The organism is Pseudomonas sp. sp1636 (assembly GCF_030376615.1).
Lineage (GTDB): Bacteria > Pseudomonadota > Gammaproteobacteria > Pseudomonadales > Pseudomonadaceae > Aquipseudomonas.
On sequence record NZ_JARRAB010000044.1, the window covers coordinates 1 to 1,186 of the forward strand.

The following is a 1,186-nucleotide window of genomic DNA, read 5'->3' on the forward strand; positions in this document are numbered from 1 at the left end:
CGGTTATTTCGAGGTTTACTCGGCTTTCAGCATGATGACGAGAGAGGACTGGCACATAGCATGGCACCTGCGGACGCGACCAATACCACCCATCAACGGACGTAAAGCTCGGCAAAACCTGATCGGTCGACACAAGCACTCGGACGAAGCCAAAACTCAGCACGAACTCACTCAGGAACGATACGGCGGAGCTGAAACGCCTGTTGCACGACATAGATTCGGAGCTATAAATCAGGAGCGCCTGGCACACCCAATACATTCTCGAGAAAAGGCAGCTTCTGACCGCAGATTTGGACAATCAGGAGTAGCTGCGCCAGCCAAGGCAAGCTCAATTCACTACCAAAAACACCAAGCTTCAGAAACAACAAAGCCCGATCCTTTCGGAACCGGGCTAAGTCATTACAAAATATGGTCGGGACGGAGTGATTCGAACACTCGACCCCTAGCACCCCATGCTAGGGCTAAAAATCACTAAGTAATTGATTTAAAAGGAATCGCATAGAATTTGATTGGCACAAATTGACAACCAATCGCGATTTTGCAAACAGTAGAATGCGGGTTCCAGAGTAAGCGTCCGGCCAACACACCTACCTGACAGCGTCGTCTAAGGCGATGGTGTCCACCTGATTTTAAGTGGACACCATTTTTAGCCTTTTTAAGAGGATGCTCATGCAACAAGAACGCCGCAGCTATTCCAAGTCCTTCAAGGCCCAGGTCATTGCCGAGTGCGCACAGCCTGACACCTCGATTGCGAGTGTCGCACTGAGCCACAACCTCAACGCCAACCTTATTCATAAATGGATCCGGCTGCATGCGCAGAAAACCATGGCCCTCCAAACCGCCTTCATTCCGGTCAAGGCATCAACTCCGTCGCCGATCCCTCAGGCCATGCCTGCCACGATACGAATCGAAGTGCCTCATTTAAAAGGCGTGGTCGTTGTGAGTTTGCCCGCAGAAAATGCAGCAGCGTGTTCCGCGTTCCTGCGAGACCTGCTGCGATGATCCGCATCGATTCCATCTGGCTCGCCACAGAGCCCTTGGACATGCGCGCCGGCACTGAAACCGCGTTGGCGCGAGTGGTGGCGGTGTTCGGTGCGGCGAAGCCGCACTGCGCTTACCTGTTTGCCAATCGCCGCGCCACGCGCATGAAAGTGCTGGTGCACGACGGGTTTGGCGTCTGGTTGGC

General features: G+C 53.5%; 2 protein-coding genes. Both read left to right on the forward strand.

Features of this window, described 5'->3' with window-relative positions:
• Nucleotides 1-669: 669 nt before the first annotated feature.
• On the forward strand, nucleotides 670-1,002 hold the full coding sequence (locus P8H27_RS20495; protein ID WP_289639593.1) for a transposase: 333 nt from the start codon (nucleotides 670-672) through the stop codon (nucleotides 1,000-1,002).
• On the forward strand, nucleotides 999-1,186 hold a 188-nt coding region (gene tnpB, locus P8H27_RS20500), incomplete at its 3' end, for an IS66 family insertion sequence element accessory protein TnpB (protein ID WP_289639595.1). The genes P8H27_RS20495 and tnpB, both read left to right, overlap by 4 nt.

Bases quoted from the DNA above. Each gene is read 5' to 3' on its own strand.
- P8H27_RS20495 (WP_289639593.1), top strand. From the start codon at position 670: ATGCAACAAGAACGCCGCAGCTATTCCAAGTCCTTCAAGGCCCAGGTC.